23 protein-coding genes are annotated in these 23,769 nt (G+C 28.8%); 11 read left to right on the plus strand and 12 right to left on the minus strand.

Annotated features, from left to right (window positions below; all coding sequences use genetic code 11):
• The first annotated feature begins 97 nt into the window (after nucleotides 1-97).
• Both F594_RS0106040 and F594_RS0106045 read left to right on the plus strand, forming a co-directional pair.
• On the plus strand, nucleotides 98-637 hold the full coding sequence (locus tag F594_RS0106040; protein WP_019034914.1) for a methylated-DNA--[protein]-cysteine S-methyltransferase: 540 nt from the start codon (nucleotides 98-100) through the stop codon (nucleotides 635-637).
• Nucleotides 634-1,191, plus strand: coding sequence for a DNA-3-methyladenine glycosylase I (locus tag F594_RS0106045; protein WP_019034915.1), 558 nt, complete (start codon nucleotides 634-636; stop codon nucleotides 1,189-1,191). Before F594_RS0106040 ends, F594_RS0106045 begins: the two co-directional genes overlap by 4 nt.
• 221 nt (nucleotides 1,192-1,412) lie before the next feature.
• On the opposite strand, the gene F594_RS0106055 is transcribed toward F594_RS0106045, so the two are convergent.
• A complete protein-coding gene (locus tag F594_RS0106055; RefSeq protein ID WP_019034917.1) occupies nucleotides 1,413-2,480 on the minus strand; it encodes a DUF2871 family protein in 1,068 nt (355 codons plus the stop codon).
• Nucleotides 2,473-3,042, minus strand: coding sequence for a TetR/AcrR family transcriptional regulator (locus F594_RS0106060; RefSeq protein WP_019034918.1), 570 nt, complete (start codon nucleotides 3,040-3,042; stop codon nucleotides 2,473-2,475). The genes F594_RS0106055 and F594_RS0106060 overlap by 8 nt, the downstream gene beginning before the upstream one ends.
• A gap of 246 nt (nucleotides 3,043-3,288) precedes the next feature.
• On the opposite strand from F594_RS0106060, the gene F594_RS0106065 reads away from it, so the two are divergent.
• On the plus strand, nucleotides 3,289-4,683 hold the full coding sequence (locus F594_RS0106065; RefSeq protein WP_019034919.1) for a sodium-dependent transporter: 1,395 nt from the start codon (nucleotides 3,289-3,291) through the stop codon (nucleotides 4,681-4,683).
• Nucleotides 4,684-4,766: 83 nt separating this feature from the next.
• On the opposite strand, the gene F594_RS0106070 is transcribed toward F594_RS0106065, so the two are convergent.
• Complete coding sequence (locus F594_RS0106070; RefSeq protein WP_004824601.1) at nucleotides 4,767-5,024, minus strand: DUF4177 domain-containing protein; 258 nt, start codon at nucleotides 5,022-5,024, stop codon at nucleotides 4,767-4,769.
• Nucleotides 5,025-5,260: 236 nt separating this feature from the next.
• Here F594_RS0106070 and F594_RS0106075 point away from each other — a divergent pair, with 236 nt between their 5' ends.
• Nucleotides 5,261-6,019 (plus strand): YfjL-like protein, encoded by a 759-nt coding sequence (locus F594_RS0106075; protein WP_019034920.1) that lies wholly within the window; start codon nucleotides 5,261-5,263, stop codon nucleotides 6,017-6,019.
• Between the two features lie 139 nt (nucleotides 6,020-6,158).
• Here the strand turns inward: F594_RS0106075 and F594_RS0106080 are convergent, their stop codons facing one another.
• Together F594_RS0106080 and F594_RS0106085 are read right to left on the minus strand one after the other, a co-directional pair.
• On the minus strand, nucleotides 6,159-7,454 hold the full coding sequence (locus tag F594_RS0106080) for a sensor histidine kinase (RefSeq protein ID WP_019034921.1): 1,296 nt from the start codon (nucleotides 7,452-7,454) through the stop codon (nucleotides 6,159-6,161).
• Nucleotides 7,454-8,152, minus strand: a complete 699-nt coding sequence (locus F594_RS0106085; protein WP_009344928.1) for a response regulator transcription factor — start codon at nucleotides 8,150-8,152, stop codon at nucleotides 7,454-7,456. The genes F594_RS0106080 and F594_RS0106085 overlap by 1 nt, the downstream gene beginning before the upstream one ends.
• A 128-nt stretch (nucleotides 8,153-8,280) precedes the next feature.
• On the opposite strand from F594_RS0106085, the gene F594_RS0106090 reads away from it, so the two are divergent.
• The 3 genes from F594_RS0106090 to F594_RS0106100 are packed head-to-tail and all read left to right on the plus strand — an operon-like array spanning nucleotide 8,281 to nucleotide 10,641.
• Nucleotides 8,281-9,174 (plus strand): ABC transporter ATP-binding protein, encoded by an 894-nt coding sequence (locus F594_RS0106090; RefSeq protein ID WP_019034922.1) that lies wholly within the window; start codon nucleotides 8,281-8,283, stop codon nucleotides 9,172-9,174.
• Nucleotide 9,175: 1 nt separating this feature from the next.
• Complete coding sequence (locus F594_RS0106095; protein ID WP_026302312.1) at nucleotides 9,176-9,928, plus strand: ABC transporter permease; 753 nt, start codon at nucleotides 9,176-9,178, stop codon at nucleotides 9,926-9,928.
• An 8-nt stretch (nucleotides 9,929-9,936) separates the two neighbouring features.
• On the plus strand, nucleotides 9,937-10,641 hold the full coding sequence (locus F594_RS0106100; RefSeq protein WP_019034924.1) for an ABC transporter permease: 705 nt from the start codon (nucleotides 9,937-9,939) through the stop codon (nucleotides 10,639-10,641).
• A 132-nt stretch (nucleotides 10,642-10,773) separates the two neighbouring features.
• Here F594_RS0106100 and F594_RS0106105 read toward each other — a convergent pair whose 3' ends face one another.
• The 3 genes from F594_RS0106105 to ahpC all read right to left on the minus strand — a co-directional run bounded on the left by F594_RS0106105 (nucleotide 10,774) and on the right by ahpC (nucleotide 14,072).
• Nucleotides 10,774-11,712, minus strand: a complete 939-nt coding sequence (locus F594_RS0106105) for an alpha/beta hydrolase (RefSeq protein WP_019034925.1) — start codon at nucleotides 11,710-11,712, stop codon at nucleotides 10,774-10,776.
• 273 nt (nucleotides 11,713-11,985) lie between these two features.
• A complete protein-coding gene (gene ahpF, locus F594_RS0106110; protein ID WP_019034926.1) occupies nucleotides 11,986-13,503 on the minus strand; it encodes an alkyl hydroperoxide reductase subunit F in 1,518 nt (505 codons plus the stop codon).
• Complete coding sequence (gene ahpC, locus F594_RS0106115; protein WP_004824574.1) at nucleotides 13,503-14,072, minus strand: alkyl hydroperoxide reductase subunit C; 570 nt, start codon at nucleotides 14,070-14,072, stop codon at nucleotides 13,503-13,505. Before ahpC ends, ahpF begins: the two co-directional genes overlap by 1 nt.
• A gap of 534 nt (nucleotides 14,073-14,606) precedes the next feature.
• On the opposite strand from ahpC, the gene nadA reads away from it, so the two are divergent.
• The 4 genes from nadA to F594_RS0106135 are packed head-to-tail and all read left to right on the plus strand — an operon-like array spanning nucleotide 14,607 to nucleotide 18,125.
• Nucleotides 14,607-15,524 (plus strand): quinolinate synthase NadA, encoded by a 918-nt coding sequence (gene nadA, locus F594_RS0106120; RefSeq protein WP_019034927.1) that lies wholly within the window; start codon nucleotides 14,607-14,609, stop codon nucleotides 15,522-15,524.
• A gap of 1 nt (nucleotide 15,525) precedes the next feature.
• The gene (locus F594_RS0106125) at nucleotides 15,526-16,788 is read left to right on the plus strand and encodes an L-aspartate oxidase (protein ID WP_019034928.1); all 1,263 of its coding nucleotides are present in this window, start codon (nucleotides 15,526-15,528) and stop codon (nucleotides 16,786-16,788) included.
• Nucleotides 16,760-17,605 carry a carboxylating nicotinate-nucleotide diphosphorylase gene (gene nadC / locus F594_RS0106130; protein WP_019034929.1) on the plus strand — a complete coding sequence of 282 codons (846 nt, stop codon included), beginning with the start codon at nucleotides 16,760-16,762 and terminating at the stop codon, nucleotides 17,603-17,605. The genes F594_RS0106125 and nadC overlap by 29 nt, the downstream gene beginning before the upstream one ends.
• A gap of 7 nt (nucleotides 17,606-17,612) precedes the next feature.
• Nucleotides 17,613-18,125 (plus strand): transcription repressor NadR, encoded by a 513-nt coding sequence (locus tag F594_RS0106135; RefSeq protein ID WP_019034930.1) that lies wholly within the window; start codon nucleotides 17,613-17,615, stop codon nucleotides 18,123-18,125.
• A 157-nt stretch (nucleotides 18,126-18,282) separates the two neighbouring features.
• Here F594_RS0106135 and F594_RS0106140 read toward each other — a convergent pair whose 3' ends face one another.
• From F594_RS0106140 to F594_RS0106155, 4 genes are all read right to left on the minus strand, one after another.
• On the minus strand, nucleotides 18,283-18,939 hold the full coding sequence (locus F594_RS0106140; protein WP_019034931.1) for an L-2-amino-thiazoline-4-carboxylic acid hydrolase: 657 nt from the start codon (nucleotides 18,937-18,939) through the stop codon (nucleotides 18,283-18,285).
• 55 nt (nucleotides 18,940-18,994) lie between these two features.
• A complete protein-coding gene (locus tag F594_RS0106145; RefSeq protein ID WP_019034932.1) occupies nucleotides 18,995-19,822 on the minus strand; it encodes a class I SAM-dependent methyltransferase in 828 nt (275 codons plus the stop codon).
• Nucleotides 19,823-19,906: 84 nt separating this feature from the next.
• A complete protein-coding gene (locus F594_RS0106150; RefSeq protein ID WP_026302314.1) occupies nucleotides 19,907-20,545 on the minus strand; it encodes a DUF6796 family protein in 639 nt (212 codons plus the stop codon).
• Between the two features lie 832 nt (nucleotides 20,546-21,377).
• Entirely contained in the window at nucleotides 21,378-23,081 is a 1,704-nt protein-coding gene (locus tag F594_RS0106155; protein ID WP_019034934.1) for a copper amine oxidase N-terminal domain-containing protein, read from the minus strand.
• Nucleotides 23,082-23,769: the final 688 nt, after the last annotated feature.

Below are 23,769 nucleotides of genomic sequence, written 5' to 3' on the forward strand. Positions count from 1 at the left end.
CCTATAAAATAATTTTCCATTTTCAAAAACAAATTTACAAATAAAGATTTTTTATATGCTATACTAATCTTAGAAAAATTTAGAAAATGGTGGTATTATGTCTTTTAAGTGGAAATACAAAACCCCTGAACAATTTGATGACCTGATGATGATTAGTGATGGCGAAAATTTAACTGCTTTATTTTTTATTAACTCTTGCTATCCTTATAAAGTAAAAGAAGATTTGCAAATTAAAAACTTACCAATATTTGATAATACTTGCAAATGGCTTGATGAATATTTTTCCGGCTCTCTTCCTAATTTTACACCTAAGATTAAAATTAATAATTTAACTAAATTCAGGAAAAAAGTATCGGATATAATGGCACAAATTCCCTATGGCAAAACAATTACATATTCAGATATTGCTTGTAAAATAGCAAGAGAAACAACGATCAATAAAATGTCTTCCCAAGCTGTTGGTGGAGCTGTCGGTTTTAACCCAATTTCCCTGATAATTCCCTGCCACAGAGTTGTTGGAAAAAACGGAAGTCTAACAGGTTACGGTGGCGGGATTAAAAATAAGTATTATTTATTAAAACATGAAAACAATGATATGAGTAAATTCTTTATTCCAAAAATGAGGACTTGTCTATGAAAAGATGCAAGTGGTGTAATTTAAATAATAAATTATATGTAGAGTATCATGATAATGAATGGTGTGTGCCAAATCATGATGATTCTTATTTATTTGAAATGCTAATTTTAGAGTCATTTCAAGCTGGTTTATCCTGGGAAACTGTGTTAAACAAAAGGGAATATTTTAGAAAAGCCTATGATAATTTTGATATTGAAAAAATAATATATTATGATGAAGATAAAATAAAGGAATTATTAGAAAATAAGAAAATAATCAGAAATAAACTTAAGATAAAATCAAGCATTTCTAACGCAAAAATTTTTAAAGATATTCAAAAAGAATATGGGAGTTTTTATAATTATCTAAAAAGTTTTACTGGTGAAAAGATAATTTATGAAATAGGACAAACTTCCAATAAATTTTCGCAAAACATATCTAAAGACCTAAGAAAAAAATCAATGAAATTTGTCGGACCCACTATTATTTATTCTTACCTTCAAGGGACAGGTTTTATATACTCCCATGAAAAAGATTGTTTCTTATATAGGAAAAGTAATGAAAAAAATTTATAATATTAACAATAAGATAAAATATAAAAAGAAATGTGGTTTGAACGAATATCCAAACCACAAATTAATTTTTAGTTCTACTATTTTATAAATTATTTTATATCCAGTCGTCTTTATTTTTTTTAAAAGGACTTTCTAACTAATGCTTATACATGACTTTATTTTTCATGCTATCGAATTTACATCTTTTCATTAAATTCAACATAGTATTCAGTATAAATTTATTATTTTGCAACATTTTTTTGCAAATTATTACAAGACTTTATGAGGATTGATATTAAACTTACAGCCAAAATTATATGACCTATGCCAGCAAAACCTGCAAGTAGCTCTTCTGAATATATTTTCACAGATGAAGCTGTTATTTGATAGATTCCTCTTACTATAAATGACGATATAAAATAAACTAGACTTATAATATAAATCCCATATATTTTTTTAATTTTTTCTATATTTAAATCCTCAATTCTATATAAAATATATAAAATAAAGGAAAATAAAAATCCTAAGATTAAAGTATGCCCATGGGCTAAAGAAAGACTGGTAAAGGCTTGATAAGAAAATAATTTTGTAAATTCTCTATAAAAAACGCCTAAAATCATGCTTAATATCAAGGAACTGATTGCAGATTTAAAAAGTTCTTGATTTTCAAACTCAGGAACTTCTATTTTATATAAGTGGTAAACAATTAAAATATAGCATACTGTCTTTGGCAACATAAAGGCTCCAAAAATAGGTAAATCCTCTGAGAATACTATAACTAAGGAATAAAAAAAGAAACTTCCCGCAATTAAATATGATATATTTTTCATGTATGACAAATTTTTATCCTTATATATCCAAGTTATTAATAAAATACCCATTATTAAAAAAGGAACATTTCTTAATATTGACATATAATATGGGCTTACACCGCCCCAATTGTTTGCCGGTAAAAGTAAAAATATTATTCTTAAAATAAAGAAAAGAAATAAAGTTAAATTTCTAAATCTATTAGTCTTACCACCAGATAACTTATAGTAATAATAAAAAATCATATAGAATATAGTCATAGTAAAGCTAGTAACCATCATTCCATAGGATAAATAGACTCTATTAGCTTCAAGCCCCCCTGCTGAGAGGTGACCATAAATTCTTGGTAATAGGTGAAAAGCATCACCAATAACTAATAGAAAGGACATAATAGCTAAAACTCTTGGTCTTTTACCCCTCTCCAAGAGCAAACGAATTGAAAAACCCATGACCAATAACAAATAAAACAGATCAAAATATACTTCTATAATTTTATACATAATTTATCCCTCCCATAATAAATTTTACTAATTCTTCATATTCACAAATAAACCTATCCTTATCCCAACTATCTTCAAATAACTTTTGCATAAGCATATGAATAAGCCAGCCAATTATATTTAGCCTTTTATTCTCATACATCAATTTAATATCTAAAGAATCTTTTTTAGAACCTTGATATTTACGCCAATTACGTTCAAGCTGAGAATTCCAGCTCAGATACCTATTGTGAAGCAACTTGTAATTTTCGTCCTTATAAATTTCTTCAGATAAAAAATCTCTGTAAGTTAGAAGAACATCTTTCAAGTTGTCCTTATTTTTTAAATATAGTTTTAAAAATGCTAAATGTATATAATTAATTTTTTTATCCAATACATAAAAATACGCATCTTCTAAACTTTCAAAATACTGATAAAAACTTCCCCTAGGAATTTGAAGCTTTTGAACAATATCTTTGACTGTTGCCTGATATAAATTTTTATCTTTAAATTCTTCTATAAGACCTTCAGTAATTAAATTTTGTTTATTTTCTTTCAACCTGAAAAATGTTTCCTTCGGCATATTTTATTCCTTCCTACAAGAATCGCATAATTTTTATGACACTGTGTCATAAATAATATACAATTTTTTTTAACCTTAGTCAAGAAATAAAAAATTCTTATACACGGAATTGTTTATTTTTAATTTTATAACTCTTACTTTGACCTATAATAATTACTTGAAATATTAGTAAATTTTATTTGCTTATTTTTCTAATCATGGTAAAATACTATTCATATTTCAATTTTTACAAGGGAGGAAAATAAGATGAAAAAAAAGACAGGATTTACTGGTCAACTCGGCTTTATTTTTGCTGCAGCCGGTTCTGCTGTAGGTGTCGGTAACCTATGGAGATTTCCATATCTAGCAGCAAAAGATGGTGGTGGGGTTTTTCTTCTCATTTATCTCCTTTTGGTTTTCACTGTAGGCTTTGTACTTTTGACAAATGACCTTGCTATTGGGCGAAGAACTGGCAGAAGTGCCATTTATGCTTATGAAAGCATAAGAAAAAAATGGAAATTTTTAGGTATAATTACTTTTTTGGTTCCAGTTATTATAATGACCTACTATGCAGTTATTGGTGGATGGATTTTAAAATATATTGCTTTGTTTTTGAATGGAAATGTTGATGTTGCTGCTCAAAATAATTGTTTTTCAAATTTTATTTCATCTAAAAATTCTGTATATTATAGTTTAGTTTTTATGGCTCTTACTGCAATTATTGTTTATAGTGGTGTTGACAAAGGTATTGAAAGAGTTTCAAAAATAATAATGCCAATACTTCTTGTTATGATTATTGGAATTGCAATTTATTCTTTAACTCTTAAAACAACTACTGATAACGGACAAGTTAGAACTGGACTTCAAGGGCTTGCAATTTATTTAAAACCCGACCTTAATGGAATGAATATCAGTAGATTTTTACAAATTAGCCTTGATGCCATGAGTCAACTTTTCTTTTCACTTAGTGTTTCTATGGGAATTATGATTACTTATGGATCTTATGTTAATAAAGATGTTGATCTTCAAAAATCTGTTTCGCTGATTGAGCTTATGGACACAGGTGTTGCAATTATTGCAGGTTTTATGATTATTCCAGCTATCTATGTTTTCTCCGGCGTCGATGGTATGTCAGCCGGTCCAGGACTTATGTTTATTTCTTTGCCTAAAGTTTTTTCTCAAATGTTGGCAGGAAGATTTATTGGATTTGTTTTTTTTGTTCTTGCAGCCTTTGCAGCTCTTACTTCCTGCATCTCAGTTTTAGAAAGTCTTGTTGCAAATTATATTGAAATACTTAATGCACAAAGACAAAGAGCAACTGTAGTAGTTTCTATTATTTATTTGATCGCAACTGCTATTATTGCCCTTGGGTATAGTGTATTTTATGTTGAAGTTATCCTGCCAAACGGTTCTACAGGTCAACTGCTTGATATTATGGATTATATTTCCAATAGTTTTATGATGCCATTTATATCCTTCTTATCTTCTATATTTATCGGTTGGGTTATAGGTCCAAAGTGGATTATTGAAGAAGTGGAAAGAAATAACAAAGCCTTTAATCGCAAGGTGCTTTATACCTTTGTCGTAAAATATTGTCTACCTATAATTATGTTTATTCTATTTCTTCAATCTACTGGTCTTTTTAATTATTTTAAAGGCTAATTAAGGATTTTTTATACAAAAATAAAAGTGATGAAACAAAACAGTCAATTCTTTTGTCTTCATCACTTTTTTATATATTAGTTTTAATCAATCCTTTCAAATACCATTGTAGCTTGAATCTTATCTCCACCAAGAAAACCTTTTGAACCTGAAGATGATGTTGTGATAGTATGCAATCTATAACCTAAAGCTGCTTGTTTATTTATAGCTGCTTGAAGATTTGTTAAACTTGATGTTCCTGAACCAGTACCTAAAAATTTTTCTGTTAGAACAACTTGTAAAACCACATATTTGTCATCATTTCCACCAACTGCTTTTCCTGTTTTTTCATCCCATACCATAATATCACCTCTCTTTTAAAAATTTTAATTACTAATAAGTTAATATATTTTGATTTTAAACTTAAAAAATATTCTTGACAAGTTAATTTATTATTTTTCTAAATATAACTAATTAAAAAAATATATAATAAAATTATAGTGACAGTTGAATAGTTTTTTATGAAATTATTATTAATTAATTTTTCAACAAAAGTTTTATTTAATTTACTATGCTATAATCATTAGGGAGGTTTATTATGAATAAAGACAAGATAAAAATAAATAAAATATTAAAATTTATCTCAGTATTTCTTATCCTAATTGTACTAATTATAACAAATTTATTTTTTGGAAATCCCATCTCAAAAACCATAGTAAATATTAATGCCAATAAATACATTGCTGAAAATTACAAGGGTCTAGACCTAAAAACAAATAAAGTTATTTATAATTTTAAGGATGGCTATTATGATATTAATTTACAGGATAAAAATAGCATTGATTCCAACTTCACCCTTTCCTTTGACAGTTTTGGAAGATTAAAATTTGATACATACGGTGATAGAATTTCTAATACTTATAGAAGATTTTTGTATAGTCTTAATAACTATGGCAAAAAACTTGAAAAAAAAAATAATTTATCATATGAGATTTCTTTATACCCGACTGAAGAAAGCGATTTGGAAAGCAAGCTTTCTTTAGACCAAAAATTTCTTATAGAGAATTTTCCTGCTGATGTAGAAGTAAATTCAATCACATATTCAAAAAAACCTAATATAGAAGAAGCAATTAAGATATTGCAAAACACTCAAAAAATTATGGATACTACTGACTTAAAAGTTACAAAATACAGCATAATTATGATTCCACAAGAAAATAAGAAAAAAGATGGACAAGCAGAAAGTTGGAAAAATTCCCTTAGCATTTTTGATATACCTGATTATATAATAAGAGATAATAAGATAAATGAACTTGAAAAATTATATAAAATTCAGTCTGAAACCGTAAAAAAATAAATGAAGTTAAAATTAATTTCAATTAACATAATTTTTAATTTTTTAGGATATAATTTTTAATCCAATTACTTAATCTTTTCTTAATCTAAAGTGTAATTTGTAAATAAATAATATGAATTTATTTTGTAATTTTAAAAAATCAATTCATAAACTTAAAGATAAAAGATACTTCAAGTCCTTTATCTTTATTTTTTATGGAAAAAGTTCCATCATGCAACTCGGCAATCTGTTTAGATATAAAAATACCCAATCCATGTCTTGTAATGTTGGTTAGGTCATCTTTTTTTATTTTTTCTATACTATTTTCAGATATTCCTCCACCCTCATCTAATATGCTGATCAATAAGTTATTATTATCATCTGAAATTCTTACTTGAATTTTACCCTCTGTATAAATAAGGGCATTTTTTAAAATATTTTCAAGCATCCTATAAAATAAATTTGCATCCATATTAATCTTTATATTTTGGTCTTTTACCTTGCTTTCAAAAATAATTTCTCTGCCAGGGTTTTCATTTAGTTTATCCACTATAAGTTTTCGTATAACTTTTAAGGGACTTTCTAGCTTAAAGTTTTCCTTATCTATATTTGAAAGGGACAAGGTGAGATTTAATCCCTCTAAGATATTTGAAATTTTTAAAACTTGGTCTTTCATATTTTGTGTATCTAAATCTTCATTATTTTCTTTACTTAATTCCCATGAAATTTTTGCAAGTGGCGTTCTCACATCATGACTAAGACCTCGAATCCACTTGCTTTGAGATTCTTTTAAATTATTGAATTTTTCATTTGCTTGATTTATGCTAAAAGCCAGTTCTTTCAATTCTCCATATTCATCTAACTTCTGATAGTCATCTTCGTAAAGAGTATCTATTGCTCTTTGAAAGGGTAAGATGTTTTTAAAAATTTCTTTAATGTCAATCTTATAAATGACATAGACAAAGACTAAAAATAAAAGTAAAGAGAATGCAATCAGCTTTATATTAAAAATAAAGTTCTCGTAATTATAATAATTAAAAGGAAACTTATCTAAAGAGTTTTTAGGATAGGCAAATACAAGCAATCCATCTCCAACAATGTAGGTGAATACAGGATAGTCATTCAAATAATACCTTGTGAATCCTGCAACATCTCTAAGTTCAAACTTATCTTTAACTACTTTTGGTTTATTAAAACTTTCAATTATTTTGCCTTCCCTATCAAGCCTTATTGCCCAAATATTTTCTCTTTTTAAAAATTCTTTATTTTTTTCGCTTAGGTAAAGATCACTTTTATTATTTTCTACATAGGAATAAACATCATCAGGTTTTGGATATTTATTATATAATCTGTAGTTTAGATATAGAAAAGTCATAAGTAAAAATATTAGCAAAAACATCAAAAAAAGTATTCTGATAACAATTTTTTTAAATCTTTTTATTATATAATTAAACATTATTCATCCTCTTTAACTAGCTTATAGCCAAGTCCCTTTATAGTAATTAAAATTTTTGGCTCTCTTGGATTATCCTCTAGCTTTTCACGAAGCCTATATATATGGGTTATTAGTGTATTCTCGTATCCGTAAGAGTCTTTCCATATATATTCTAAAATTTTATCAATTGACACTATCATATTCATATTTTCACATAGGTAATCTAAAATTTTAAATTGCGTAGCCGTTAGTGCAATCTCTTCTCCATTTTTTTCGATAACTCCCTTAGATTTATCAAAAATCACATTAGAAAAATATATCTTATCTTCTTTTTTTATTTTTTTACTCCTCCTCAACACTGCATCAATTCTCCAAAGCAGTTCATCTGGAAAGAAGGGCTTTACTATATAGTCATCTGCCTTATTTTCAAAACCTTCCCTCCTATCATCAATTCCATCAAGGGCAGATAAAATTATAACAGCCACATCAGAGCTCTTTCTAACTTCTTTTAATAAATCAAAACCACTTCCATCAGAAAGCATCAAATCCAAAACTATTAAATCAATTTCATTGTTTTCTAATTTAAATTTTGACTCCTTTAAATTTTTAGCAGTATAGATTTTTTTAAAACCCTTATTTTTCAAAAAATTATATAAATTTTCCAATAAACTTTTTTCATCATCGACTATTAATATGGAAAAATTGTTTCTAAAATCCATTAAATCACCCTCATTATGGTTATTATACAACATTTATTATATTTCTTTTCCTTTGTGATGTAAAAGTGAGATTGGTTAAACCTTATTTTTATCAACGATTGCTATTATTTTTTTTAGGAGGAATATTAATGGAAAAAATATTGGAAATAAAAAATTTAAAAAAATCCTATAAAAATAGACTTGTCTTAGATTTAGATTCCTTAGTGATAGAAGAAAAATCTATTTTTGGTCTGATAGGAAAAAATGGAGCTGGCAAGTCCACTCTGATGAAACTTATACTTGGACTTGTAAAAAAAGACCAAGGCACAATTAAAGTATTTGGATGTCAATTAAATTCAAAAAATCAAAAAGATATAAACAAAAATCTCGGTGCTTTAATTGAAAATCCTTCATTTTATGACCATCTAAGTGCCTACGAAAACTTAGAGATAATTTGTCAGCTAAAGGGAATAAAAAATGATGATATTTCAAAAACTTTAGACCTTGTTGGTCTTAAAAATATTGGCAAGAAGAGATTAAGAGAGTATTCACTGGGTATGAAGCAAAGACTTGGTATAGCCATGGCACTAATTGGTAATCCCAAACTTTTGATTTTAGATGAGCCTATAAACGGACTAGATCCTCAGGGAATCGAAGAAATGAGAAATCTTTTTAAAAATATTGTAAAAAATACGTCCACAAGCATCCTAATATCTTCACATATTCTTGATGAAATAGAAAAAATATCTACTCACATAGGAATACTTAAAGAAGGAAAATTAACCTACAAGGGAAGCTTGGAAGAATATAGAAAACTCCACCCTCCATATATTTCTATTATTACATCAGATAACAAAAAAACTCTACTTCTATTAGATCTTGATGAAAATAGAATGGATGGTAAAAAGATAATTTTAGGTAAAAAATCAAACCAAGAAATTGCAGATATAGTAAAATTTTTGAATGGAAAAGTAGATATATATAGGATTGAGGAAGAAAAAGAAAGCCTTGAACAATTATTTATTCAAGAAAGCAGGTCATAATATGAAAAATTTAGAAAGAAAAAAAAATAAAAGACTTGGAATATTTTTCTTAATAATAATAGTATTTTTTGCTCAAATGTTAATAGTAGGTGGAATTAGTCATTCAAATACTTTTGCACAAGGAAAATATCCGCTTTTTTATATCATTGATACTTATTTATTTATATCTTTACTCATAAATCCCATATTGATATCGTCGCTGGTAAAAAAAGTCATGGAAATTGAAGAAAAAAATAATATGTGGCAGATGCAAATAATGCTTGGAGAAAAAGTTAATTCTATACTTATTGATAAATTTAAAAATTTGTCTTTTTCCTTAGTTTTATTACAAATAGCAGAATCTATTGTATTTATATTACTTGCAAAAAAATCTGTTAATTTCATTGTCAATAGAGAAATAATTTTAAGATTTAGTCTAGTAAACCTAACAGCTCTACTAATAAATTTATTTTTATTAGTCTTATTTATAATAATAGAAATGAAAACAAAAAAAGTCTACACCCTGTCCTTTATTTCTATAGTAGGAGGACTTACAGGGATTATTACCATGCTAACATCAAACATCCTAACATTTTTTAATCCCTTTGCTTGGATGGCAAGCCTTTTAAATATTTCTTATGTAAAAGAAGGGAGTAAATTTGTTCAGGTCTTAAATCCAATAAATTTCTATACCTTAATAATTGCCCTTATATTTTTAATCTTCGGCATTATTTATCTAAAAACAATGAAATCTTACAATTTATACAAGTACTAGGAGGAAAAATGTTAAGAATAGAATTAAAAAAAATAAAATTTATAAATATTTTGCTGGCAAGCCTTATAATACCCTTACTAGCCAATGCTTTTGGACTTATAAACTACATGGCAAATAGAGAAATCTTAACTCATCAGTGGCAAAGTCTGTGGACACAGGTAAGTTTATTTTACTTTTCATTTTTCTATATACCCCTAATTGCAATTGTAATTGCCAGTTTATGGTCATCAGAACACAAGGCTGGACTTAAATTTATTAGAATGAGTCCAAAGAAAAATATGGCATTTATAACAGCAAAGATTATTTTAGCCTTTATAATAATAAGCCTTTGTCAAATATATTTTTTTATCTTATTTTATATAGGAGGAAAATTTATAGGAAATTTCTCTAGGACAGACTTTGGTATATATTTTTACTATATAATCCTTAGCATATTTTTGGCACTACCGATTATTGCAATTTTTTCATCCCTTGCAATAAGAATAAAGTCATTTGGGATAATCGTTCTTTTATCTGTAATCTTTACCATGGTGGGATTTGCTTTAGCTTATAAATCTCTAAAAATAATAGGCTTGAGTTTTTTGGCAATTGAAGCCAATAACTTTAGATTTATAAATTCATATGATTTTATATTATTAGGTCTTTTTGCAATAGGAGAATTTATAATATTTATATATCTTTCAAACAAATTTTTAAGGTATGAGAATAAATAATTTTAAATAGGGACTTATATTGAATTATTAATAGTTCAAAAAGTCCCTTAATTTTTTTATATAATAACTTTAGCTTATATAAAAAAACCATCTTATATTTTAATTAAATTTTTAAAAATTAACTTAACCTCATTAAGCCTTCAACAATTCAATAATTTCATCTTGTGCCTCTCTACCCTCTCTAAAAAATCTCACCAAGGGATAACAGTGGCACATTCCCTTGCCCACAATAATTTCATAGGGAACATGGTATTTTTCCATAGCTTTTTGAAATTCTCCCGCAAAGACATATAAGCATTCATTATCTCCATAATAAAAATAAATTTTTGGAAAATCGGTAAAATCTCCTACAGAGCCATCTAACATATACTCAGGTAAATCTTTATCACCTTTTCCGATTTCTCTTGCAGTTTTAATATATGCTGGATCAATCATGATGTCTTTATGATTAAGTTCTTTTAATTTTTCCCATAATTTTTTATTTTCATCAAGACTTAGATCAGGAATACAACCAGCAGATACTGCTATAATTTTGCCAGGCATTGGAAGAGGTCTTCCTAAAGCATTATTATGTGAAAAAATTCCAATAGAAATACAAGCTCCCGATGAAAAACCAAGGACACTAATGTTTTCTGCCCTATAAGTTTCTGTCATTAATCTATAAGCTTCAAAAGAAACTTCATATGTAGTATCCACCTTTACATCTTCTGAACACAGAGGATAAAATAAGAACCAAACATCCTTACCTGTTTTTTTCATTATTCTTTCAGCCAAAGAAAAATCCAATTTATCAGGTCCTGTAATCATTCCTCCGCCGAAAAGATAAAAGACTACTCCTTCTGCTGGTTTTTTATTCTTTTGATACGAAAGAAGCCTATAACCCATGACATCTTTGTCAAAAAGAAAATAATTATTTCTCTCAGCTTTCTTCTTTGCCTTATCTAAATCAAATACCGCCTTTGCATTCTCTTTCTTTGCATACTCAAGTATTTCTTTCTTGTTCTTTAAAAACATTTTTTTGACACCGACAAGTCTTACTATTGTCGATGCAATTTTATAAATTAAACTCATATTTCACCTCCGCTTACCATAAATATTTAGCTTTTAATTAATTTTCAAAAAAACTCTTAAACATTTGACCCTCACATTGATATTATTTATCATCTATATTATACCATCTTTACTTACAATTAAATTAATGATTTATTAAAAAAATAAATGTAATTAAAAGCTTTACCAAAAACATAAATAATATTTCCTTCTTTTGCAAAAAATTTGACAAGTTACACATAATAAGGAATTTAAAAAAATGGACTCATCATGAGTCCATTCTTGATTTTTATTTTATTTTCTCATCAAATATTGATAACTGCCAAGAGCTGCTGTTGCCCCGCTTCCTTGTGCAATTACTATTTGTTTAAAGGCGCTGTTAGTACAATCTCCTGCAGCAAAAACTCCAGGCATACTTGTTGCTCCAACTTGATCTACAATTATCTCGCCTCTTTTATTCTTTTCTATTCCGTCAATCCATTCTGTAACAGGTACCAATCCAACTTGAATAAAGCATCCATCAGTCGCTTCTTTATGAGTTTGTCCACCTATTCGGTCTTCATAAACAATGCTTTCAAGTTTTTCTTTACCTTCTAGGGCTTTTGTTTGTGCATTAGTAACTACACGAACATTTTTCAAAGTTTTTAATTTTTCTTGAAGGACTGAATCCGCTTTTAATTCTGGTAAAAATTCCAAAACTAAAACTTCTTTTGCTAGTCCTGCAAGATCAATTGCAGCCTCTATTCCTGAATTACCTCCACCAATAACAGTAACTCTTTTGTTTTTAAAAAGTGGACCATCGCAGTGAGTACAGTAGGCAACTCCCTTATTTCTAAATTCAATTTCTCCAGGAATTCCAATCAAACGCCACTTAGCGCCTGTAGCTATAACTATAGATTTAGCTTGAAGCTCACCTGAATCTGTTTTAATTTTTATAGGATCAGCTTCTTGGATAGATTGAACTTCAACTTCATCTATTATATCAACCTTATATTTTAAAACATGTTCTTTTACAGCTTCCATAAATTTTGGACCTTCTGTATAGGCAAAACCTGTAATATTTTCAATGGCTAAAGTTTCCTTTACTTGTCCTCCAAAATCTTTTGCTATAAGTCCAGTTTTGATTCCCTTTCTTGCTCCATAAATTGCTGCAGTAGCACCAGCTGGACCACCGCCAATTACAAGAAGGTCATAAACTGGCTTATCTTTTAGTGAAGGTCCTTCTTTTTGTCCAGTTACCAAATCAAGAATTTTGTTTAGGTTAATTTTTCCATTGTAAAAACTTTTACCATTCAAAAAACTTGCTGGAACTGCCATAACTCCAAGTCCATCAACATATTCTTGGAAGCTTGCTCCATCTACCATACGGTGGCTGATTTTTGGATTTAAAACAGCCATAATATTTAAAGCTTGAACTACTTCCGGACAGTTGTGACAACTTAAGCTGACTACTGTTTCAAAAGATAGTTCTTTATCTATTGATTTAATTCTTCTCACTTGATTATCATCAATCTTAGGTGGGCGGCCGCTTATTTGTAAAAGTGCCAACACAAAAGATTCAAATTCATGACCAAGTGGAACTCCAGCAAAGCTTATTCCAGATCTTCCATTTGATGAAAGACTAAAACATGGGCTTAGGTCTAATTTTTTTTCTTTAATTTTTAAAAGATCTGATAGTGAAACAATTTCTTCTACAAAAGTTTTAACTTCTTTTGACTTTTCAGAATCATCCAAGCTTAGAGTAAATACAACTTCTCCTTCAAGAAGTTTCAAATACTCTTTTAGCTGATTTTTTAAATTTTGGTCTAACATTAGATCTTACCAACTAAGTCAAGACCTGGAGTCAAAGTTTTGCCTGATTCTTTCCATTTTGCAGGACAAACTTGTCCAGGATTTTCACGAACGAATTGAGCAGCACGAATTTTATCATAAACTTGGCTTGCATCTCTTCCGATTCCGTCAGCATTAACTTCTACAGTTTGAATAACTCCGTCTGGATCTATAATAAAAGTTGCACGTTGAGCAAGTCCTGCTTCTTCATCTAAAACATAAAAATCTCTAGCAATTGATTTGTGAGGATCAGCTAACATTGTAAATTCCAATTTGCTGATAGCTTCTGAATGGTCATGCCATGCTTTATGCACGAAATGTGTATCGCAAGACATAGAGTAAACTTCTACTCCAAGTGATTGTAATTTTGCATATTGATCTTGCATATCTTCAAGTTCTGTTGGGCAAACAAATGTGAAGTCTGCTGGGTAGAACATAAGAACATTCCACTTACCTTCAAAATCCTTATTTGATACTGTTACGAATTCTTCTTTTTTTGGATTATAGCCATTAGTAACAAACTCTGGCATTTTCTTTCCTACTTGTGACATTTATGTCCTCCTTTTAATTTTAATTTATATAAAATTTTTTGATACTTTTTATCTTTGTATTTATACCCAAGATAAACTTTTTTACCCACTTAAAAAATTTATATAAACTTTTTTAAATGAATACTTATAAGACTATATATTTTAATATTAGAAATATATCTAGATGCCATAAATATATAAATGAATCCCTTACATCAATTTATTTCTATATTAAGATATTAATCTTATTTTTTAACCTATTATTATATATCCTTATAAAATAATTCTAAACATAATAAAATTTAAAATCTGGATAATTAAAGCAAAATTATAATTTTATTGAACCTCAATATATCTATTACATAAAGTTATGGCTAATCTTGTGAGGGTTTTAAATTTTCCATATTTAATTTAATATCGAGATTTTTATATATTTTTCAAATTTTTTCATTGGATAAATTTAATATAAGCACTATCTGTATATACACTTGACTTGTCTTATATTCTTTTGTGTAATATAATTCTAATTAAATTTTATTAGGAGATAGACTGAAATTGGAAAATTTAAAAGATTTAAAGTTTAATGAAAAGGTGCAATTACTAAATAGGTTAAAGGCTGAAAAAGACGCTGTCATTCTCGCCCACTATTATGTCAATGAGGATATACAAGCTGTAGCTGATTATATTGGAGATTCTTTTTTTCTTGCTCAAAAAGCAACTGAGCTTAAAGAAAAGACAATAGTTATGGCTGGTGTTTACTTTATGGGAGAAAGTGTGAAAATTCTAAATCCAAGTAAAAATGTATTGATGCCTGATATTGATGCTGATTGCCCTATGGCGCACATGGTTAGTGTTCAAAAAATTAAAGAAGTTAGAGAAAAATATGATGATTTGGCAGTTGTAACTTACATAAATTCTACTGCTGAAATTAAGGCTTATTCAGATATTTGTGTTACATCTTCGAATGCTGCAAAAATTGTAAATAAGTTAAAGGAAAAAAATATATTTTTTATTCCGGATAAAAATCTTGGTGATTATGTAAAAAAATCTTTGCCAGATAAAAACATCATTTTAAATGACGGCTATTGCCCCGTTCATGATGAAATTGATGCTAGTGATATTAAGGCTTATAAGGGTAAGGTGAAAATTTTTGCCCATCCTGAATGTAGAAAGGAAGTTTTGGACTTAGCTGATTTTATTGGCTCTACTAAAGCTATTATTAATGAAAGTGGCAAATATGATGATGTTTTAGTTGTCACAGAGGAAGGAATTTTCACAGAATTAAAGAAAAGATTTCCAAACACAAATTATAGAAGGTTAATAAACAGACCAATTTGTAATGATATGAAAAAATTAACTTTGGATAAAGTTATAGACGTAATAGAAAATAATAAAAATCAGGTGAATGTTAGTGAAGAAATCAGTAGTAAAGCTTTAATACCTCTAAAAAGAATGTTGAAATTAGGAGCATAAAATGAAAAAATATGATGTTTTAATTATCGGTTCAGGACTTGCTGGAGTTAGCACTGCCTTGGAATTAAGTAAGAATTATAAGATTGGACTTGTAACAAAGAAAAAATTAGCAGATTCTAATTCCTATCTTGCCCAAGGGGGCATAAATGTTTTAAAGGATGAGTCTGATAGAAAAACTTTTATTGAAGATACCTTAAAGGCAGGTCATTATAAAAATAGCCTGCAAGCTGTTGAGATGATGGTTGATAAGTCACAAGATGCAATAAAATTTTTAATTGATCTCGGTGTTGAATTTACAAAGAAGGACGGAAAACTTGAATATGCACAAGAAGGTGGTCATTCTATCGCCAGGGGACTTCATATTGATGATGAAATCGGAAAAGGAATTTTAGATGTCCTATATGAAAAAGTAAAATCAAGATCTAATATAGATATATTTGAAGATACGCCGATTGTTGATATTATTGTAAATAATGGTAAGTGTTATGGAGCAAGATCTTTAGATGATGTTTTTGTTTCAACAAATGTTGTTCTTGCAACAGGTGGTCTTGGAGGAATTTTTAAGAAAAGCACAAATTTCCCTCATATATGTGGCGATGGTTATGCTATGGCAATAAAAAATGGTGTCAAGTTAAAAGATATTTCTTATATTCAGTTCCACCCTACTTCTCTTTATGAGGAAAATGTTGAAAGACAATTTTTAATTTCTGAGTCTGCAAGGGGCGAAGGAGCCCAACTCTTAAATCATAAATCTGAGAGATTTACTGATGAAATGAAGCCTAGAGATATTGTGGCAAAGGCTATACTACAAGAAATGGAAAAAGAAGGAGTGGACTTTGAATATTTATCAATGAAGCCACTTGGAGAAGATAGGATTCCTAATAGATTTCCTATGATTTTTAAGGAATTAAAAAATAGGGGTATAGATGCAAGATATGATAATGTTCCTATAGTGCCTTGTCAACATTACACTATGGGCGGTATTGAGTGCGACATAAATGGCAAAACTAATTTACAAGGACTATTTGCAGTTGGTGAAGCTGGAAATGTTGGCATTCATGGTTCAAATAGGCTTGCTTGCAATTCACTTCTTGAGTGTGTGGTTTTTGGTAGAATCTTAGCAGATTATTTAAATGAAAATAAATTTGAAGATAAAGAAATAGATTTTAAAATTACCGATGAAAAGATTGATAAAGAAAAGACAAGTGAAATTATTTTTGAAAGGATAAGAGAGGATGAAAAAGCTAAATCCATTTCTAATTGACAAGTATATAATATGTGCCCTAAAGGAAGATATGAACAGTGGAGATATTACAACTGATTCGATTTTAAAAAATGAAAATGCTCAAATAAATCTAATCGCAAAAGATAAGGGTATTATAGCTGGTCTTGATGTATTTGAACGGGTATTTGAAATAATAGATTCAAATTCATATTTTGAATTTAATTTTTCAGATGGAGATGAAGTCAATAAATCTGACTTAATAGGAACAATAGATGCAAAAGCGAGTGCAATACTAAAGGCTGAAAGGACTGCCTTAAATTTTTTACAAAGAATGAGTGGAATTGCCACCTATACTAAAAAAATGGTTCATGCCCTTGGTAGTTGTCATGTGAAAATTTTAGATACTAGAAAAACAACACCTAACATGAGAATTTTTGAAAAATATGCAATAACATTAGGTGGAGCCTATAATCACAGATATAACTTATCTGATGGAATTATGATAAAAGACAATCACATAGATGCTGCTGGCGGAATAAGAAATGCTGTTGATAGAGTCAGAAGTGCAAATCCTTTTGTAAAAAAGATTGAAGTTGAAGTAGAAAATTTTGATCAAATAAAAGAGGCACTTGATGCAAAAGCTGATATAATAATGCTAGACAACATGGAAATAGAAGATATAAAAAAAGCTTGCAAGATTATTAATAAGAGGGCTATTATTGAGTGTTCAGGAAATATTAGCCTTCAAAATATTAAAAATTATAGAGATTTAGACATTGACTATATTTCTTCTGGTTCTATAACTTACAATGCAGGTGTCTTAGACTTGTCAATGAAAAATTTAAAAATTTATTGAGGAAGATATGAATAATTCAAAATCTAGAAGAGAAAATTTACTTAAATTTTTATATGAAAATCAAAAACCAATATCAGGTGAAAATTTAGCAAAAAACTTTGATGTTACCAGGCAAGTAATAGTTCAAGATATAGCTATTCTTAGGGCTGGTGGAAAAAATATTATTTCAACTAACAGAGGCTACTACCTAAACGAGGAAAGAACTCAAAAAGTTTTTAAAGTTAAACACAGCGACCGAGATATAAGAAAAGAGTTAAATTCAATTGTAGATTTAGGCGGAACAATTAAAGATGTAATTGTCCACCATAAAGTCTATGGAGAGATAAAAAAAGATCTAAATTGCTCATCTAGACGAGATGTAAAAATTTTCTTAGATAAAATGAGTAAAGAAAAATCCAAGCCTTTAGATGTGCTAACTGGTGGTATCCATTATCACACAGTTGTTGCAGAGAATAAAGAAGTCATCGAGGAAATAGAGGTCGTTTTAAAGGAACTTGGATTTTTGATAGAAGAAGAATAATCCACCGGCCCATCCGGTGGTTTTTCTATTGAAATTAAAGATTATTTTTCCTAATATATGTACTATTAATTAAAATTAGAAGACTTTCCCTTATTTTTAAATTGCTTTAATATTGTAACAAGAATAACTTTACTAAAGTTCATATTTATTCCAATTCTTAAAATTTTTTATCTTGAAAATCACTTAGTTTTTCCTTATCTCCTATAATAAAATAGTCGCAATAATCTGCTCCATCTGCAATTGTTCCCTCTCTATACAAAACTCCATGCTGAAGTTTTATCATAACATCATCAAGCTCGCACAATAGTGGCATTAATTCCCCAACTCCAAGCTTCTTTGTGTAAGAGCAAATAGGACAACGAGTAATCCTATAATAACAAGCACCCTTATAGGGTTCTCCCACAAAATCAACTTTAAAGGATGTAGGATATAGTTTTTCTTTTTCTTCTGTATACCATTTATAATACTTAAGAATATTTTTTTTATTGGCCTCTTTTCCCTTTTTAGTATTGAGATTAATCAAGGAAAAAAACCATTTGAAAGTATAAAGAGAGCGACGCATCATTTCCTGGATGGTTTCTGGTGGAATTTTTTTCTCACTTGCTATATATGGAGCAACAAAGGCAAGGGCAAACATCTCATTGTATGCCATGGGATTATCCTCGCCGATATCATCCATATTTTCTACAAGTTCTCGATAAACTTTTTTGCTCTTTCTAATAATTTCTGAAGCGTATGCTTTATCATACTTCTCCATAAGAACTTTTTTCATCGGTCTTTTAAAAAACAAGAAATAAAAACACTTATATTTCATATAGCACCCCCCCAATCAATTTTCTAAAATATTTTATAGTAATTTATATAAAATATTATTTTCTTCCAATAAGAATAGTTGAGCCATGAAGCCCTAACAATAAAGCTTCTTTGTGACCCATAAAAAGACCCCTTGTTGTATCAATTAATTGCACATCTTGGTAGCCATCTTTTTTCAACTTTTCTATAAATTTATTCATATCTCCATATCTTGACCTACTCATCAAGTCATGGATAACAAAAACTCCACCTTTTTTAAGTACACGAAATGTTTCCAGTAAAAGTTTCTGTTTATTTTTCCCTGCAATATTGTGATAAACATAGTTGCTTGTCACTGCATCAAAACTTTGGTCTTCAAAAGGAAGAATCACTGCATTTCCTTCTTCAAATCTCACATTTTCTAGTCCCTCTAATTTTGCATTATTTTCACAGACTTTCTTAGAAAATTCACTTTTATATGAACCGCTCCATATGTCACAACCTACCATAGTCGCCTTTGGATTTTTCTTAGCACAAGCTATGGTAAGTGCACCGCTGCCACATCCGATGTCAAGTCCCACACCTCCATCTGGAATTTTTACATAATCGGCAGTCTTTTCAATAATTATTTTGGCAAGCTTTCTTTTTCCATTGTAATCAAAAGCCCTATATAAAAATCTCATCCAGCTTGCAAAGAAGATAAGTATCAACGTTGCAAATCCTAGAATAATGGCACATATCAGACGAATTCTTCCACTAAATACAAAATCACTGACACCAAAGACTATAAATAGAATTAAAGCTATAAGGCTAGCAAATATTAAATTCTTTAACAAGCTTTTGGGAACCCAATTTTTGTAGTCTGCCTTTGTTTTCTCGTCATCCATAAAATTTACTTGTTTCATAATATTTCCTCCTGTAAATAATAAATTATATAAAATTTCCCTTTAAAAACTAAAACAATAATTTTAATCACTTACTATATAATCTTATAAATTAATATTAGTATAGTTTATCAATAAAGATAAGTAGTAGATAAAATATATTAAGTTAAACCAACCTCCACGAATAATCATATGCAGTCCCTTTGGTAATCTATCAGCAATTGGTGTAAAAATCAAAAGAAATATGGGTGTAAATAAGGCTTGCCATCTTGGAAATATTGTTAATCCAAATAAAATTACCAATGCCGTTAATATATTTGCAAGTGCCATAGTTGTAAAAACTATTTTTGCTTGAAATTTTAAAAATCTTAAAAATTCATCAAAAGCTTCCTTGTTTTCGTATCTTGACAAAAGACCTAAGTAGGCACACTGAATATGATAAGTTCCCCCTAGTATCATTCCCAAAACATTTAATAAAAATACAAACCAACCAAAGTTTAAAAACTTTTCGTCTATGCCCAAAACAATATGATAAAAACCAATACAATATATAAAGGCACAAATGGGTCCTAAAAGACCACCAATGTATAATCTTTTTATGTTGACATTTTTCATTATGCCAATAATATTATTTATAGTATCCTTGCCATCGTAATCATTTGAATCATAATATAGGGTCATATCTCCCAAAAACATCAAAAATGAAGCTAAAATACCTACCAATATACTCCTATATAAAGTCACAATCACACACCTTCTTTAACTTAGATGATATTAATTATCACTTTAATTGTACCACCTGAAGTTGCTAAAATCAATAAAAAAGATGTTTACTAGCTAGTCACTCGAATTTGACATTACATTTTTTTATTTATATTAATTTATTATCTCTTAGTTTTTTATGTGGGCTTCTAAAAATTACACAACAAATTTTTTTCTGTAGATTTTTCCCCTGTCCTATCCTTCTTTAAAAGTATAGATATTCGCTTTTTGATAAATATAAAATTTGAAAAAATGAATCTTATCTCCACCAAAATTATAAATTTTTGTTTAGATCATAAAAGCCCTGAAGATTAAATCTCCAAGGCTTGATTGATTATCTATTCCTATTTTAAATATAATAGTTCTACTTACTTTCATTATATAACTTTACTCACAGCTTAGCTTTTTTTCTAAAAAGAAAACAAATTCTTTGGAATTAAACCCAAGGCTACAAGTTGAAGTAATAAGATGATGTGAAAATAAACTTGTTCCACTTGCAATATATAAAAACCATGTCCTTAAAAATACTCATTCCAAAGTTTTAAAGATACATTACAAAAAATTTCTTATACCAAATAACTAAATAAAGCTTAAATTTCTTAGAAAATCTTAGTTATCAATTTTTTTAACCAAAAAGATTCATAAGAAATATAGAAATAATCTGTTAATAGGGATATCTTAATTATTTTCCTCTACAAAATAATAAGTTGATATTTCTTATAGATATTGGACACCTCGATATTCCGAACAAGTTATATAAAATACTATACTGACTTCGACTTAATTAAAGCGAGTTATTTTAAAATTCGTCATTTTACTTATTTAAGTTTATCTCTACAGTTTTGTTGTCGCTATTCCACTCTATGTTTTGGTCAATACCATCTTTAGTATTTCCATTTGTAAGCCCAAAAACATTGGCAACATAAGAAACAGAAAGTAAAATTCTTCCATTGACGTTTAGTGGTCTAGAGTCCATCTTTATCACTTTTCCGTTAGAAAGGACAATTTCATTTCCATCAATTTGAATTTTTGCAACAAGTCCATTATTTGTAAAACTTGCAGTCCTAGTCTTTGAATCCCACTCCACTTTGGCACCGATCATTTCGGCAAGATTTCTCATTGGAAGCATAAGCCTATCGTTTTTTATAAGAGGCTTAACATCCATTTGTCTTTTAATAACTTTTCCATTTATAAGGACTTCATATTCTCCGCTATTTAAATTCAAGGTATATTTTTTAGCCTTAGAAGTAGTTTCCTTCTTAGGTTCTTCCTTAGAAGTTCTAGTGTAATTCTTGTTAGAATTATTTTTATTTTCACTTGATTTTATTCTTGGGAAATAATTATAAGACTTGCTATTATTTTTATTTTTATTGTCCTGTTCCCTAGAATTATCCTTTGGCTTGTTTCCTTCTTGTGGTCTTTCCTTCTTGTCCTCTTTTTTACCTGGACTGGGCTTTACTTCAGAATTAGAATTTTCTACTACCTTACTCCTAGTCCATGTTCCCTCAAAATTTTTATTTTCACTTACAGAAAGAGATCTTGTAGGATTCCAACTTGAAAAATTCCACTCATACTTATTTTTTCCACTTTTTTCTATTATCTTTCCAAACTTTTCAGGCTCAAAAGCTTGTCCCTCTTTAATTTTTTTCACTTGAGGTAGTTTATCCTTTATAGATTCAGGCATTTTATCATAACTAATTTCGCTTTTTGAATCTTTATCAAAGCCAACAAATTTAAAAGTCATGGTGAATAACTTGCTTGCAGTAGCTGTAAAAGTCTTATTATTTTCACTAACCTTGCCATATTCAGGTTGCCATTTCACATCAGTGTAATTATCATTAATGGGTTTAGCACTTATAGTATCAAAAATATTTTGCTTTGTCGCTAATAACTTATATTTAGAAACATCAGTCCCTGGCTTAACCTTATAAGTTTTAAAAGGCACTGGTTTTTCTTTGTCGCCAATTGTTTCTTCCTCACCTATAGAAACCTTAACTCCTTCACCTAAAAAGAAATTAGTCTTAATTGCATCCTTAGGTGCATTAATATTGTTGGAAGATGTAACCTTGTTTATAACGAGTAAGTTTTGGGCATTTAATATCACTTCTGATTTATCTGAAAATTTGACCTTAAGTCTTCCCTCCCTATTCGTCTCTGAACCTGCAGAAGTATTACGCTTATCAAGATCAGTGACAACAGCATCTTTTAAATATTTTTCGAATTCTTCATTTTGAACTTTTAACTTAACGCCATCTTTCCAATTAACTTCATCTTCTTCCCATACAGTAATATCCTTAGCCTCTAAATTATCTCCAATCTTTTTGGCAATTGTATCCTCATTAGCTTGAAGAAGACCTTCACCTACGCTCTGAGAACCATCTACACTCTTAGAAAGACTTACCCTCTCTATTATTTGAGAATTTACACTAACCTCATTATCGGGCAAAGCAAAGGTATTAACCGGAAATGAAAGCCCAAATAACAAAGTAGCCATAGTAGTTGCTACAACTTTTTTCATATTTTCCTCCATATTAAATCTTTAGTATCTCTTATAATTTTTTAAACACATTAAATTAAGGTAAAATTTGTAAAAATAAATTAAAATAAATTGTCTACCACTTTATCTTAAATTACCTAAATAACAAATAAGAAAATATTATTAACTTAATGTAAAGACACCAAGAAAAATATTAGCATATATTTACTTTAATGTAAATAAAAAATATTTCTCATAAATAAATAATATATATTTCTTAGAACTTGTTTAATTTTTCATAATTTTATAAAAAATATATTTGTTGAAAAAGTCTCAAAAGAAAAAGACAAGGGAAAATAAAAATCCTTCGTCTTTTTCATCATAAAATCCACGATTAACATGTTAACCCACTCCCATGATAGATTTGATGCGGTCAAACATATCTCGTGAATAAGCTTCTTTTTCAACCAAACTCTTCCAATCCTATATTGCTTCTCCGTCTGTCACTCCAGTTGGCAAAACCATGCTCCCATCCTTCATACTAATGAATGGCGAAAAATTAAAAACATCGTCCCTATAACGGATGGTAATAATTGCATTCGGTGCAATATCCGATATATTTTGACAAATAAAAGTGGTCCCAGTGGTTGAGATATTGTCCAAATATATATTTTCCACTTCCTCAATTGACCGTCCTTAGAAATTTCCAATTCCTTTTATTTTAGATGTA

This window comes from Peptoniphilus lacrimalis DSM 7455 (assembly GCF_000378725.1).
GTDB classification, from domain to species: domain Bacteria; phylum Bacillota; class Clostridia; order Tissierellales; family Peptoniphilaceae; genus Peptoniphilus_A; species Peptoniphilus_A lacrimalis.